The sequence below is a fragment of the Burkholderia sp. HAN2018 genome, from assembly GCF_024704855.1.
GTDB classification, from domain to species: domain Bacteria; phylum Pseudomonadota; class Gammaproteobacteria; order Burkholderiales; family Burkholderiaceae; genus Burkholderia; species Burkholderia cepacia.
The window spans coordinates 1-645 of the sequence record NZ_QOBB01000552.1; the positions used below are offsets into that span (position 1 = coordinate 1).

Sequence of the window (645 nt, forward strand, 5' to 3'; positions counted from 1 at the left end):
GAGGTGCCCGGGCGCGGCAGGTGCGGCCGGGCGCGCGGCGCGCGGCAGATGTCGGTCGGGCGCCGGACGGCGCCGATACGTGAGACGGATGGAAACCATGATCGGGAAGTCGGTGGACGATGGGCCAGTGCTGCTTTCATTACCCATGTCACGCGAACATCGAGAAACAGCTCAGGTCGGCGGAAATTTTTTTCGACACGCTCAGGAACGGGCCGGCACGACCGTCGCCCAGTAGCGCGTCAGGTAGTGCACATCGATCGGCAACGTCGCCTTCAGCGTGTCGAGCACACGCGCGGGATCGTCGAGCGGATAGGTACCCGACACGCGCAGGTCGGCCACGGCCGCATCGCAGCGCAGGCTGCCGCGGCGATAGCGGTCGAGCTCGGCGACGAGGTCGGCCAGCCGCATGCGCGACGCGACCAGCATGCCGCCCGTCCACGCGGACGCATACGCATCGAGCGGTGCCTGCACGCCGATCGCATCGCGCGTGAAATCCGCGCCCTCCCCGGCCGCGATCACGCGCGCGCCTGCCGCCGCATCGTCCGGCTGCACGCGCACGGCACCGGCGAACACTTCGACCCGCGTCGCGCCGTCGCGCTGCCGCACCGCAAAGCGTGTGCCGAGCGGCCGCAACTCGCCTTGCGC

At 70.4% G+C, this 645-nt stretch carries 1 pseudogene; it reads right to left on the reverse strand.

The annotated features are described in order from the left end of the window. Positions 1-201: 201 nt before the first annotated feature. Positions 202-645, reverse strand: a pseudogene (locus DPV74_RS41730) (iron dicitrate transport regulator FecR); the annotation flags it as partial.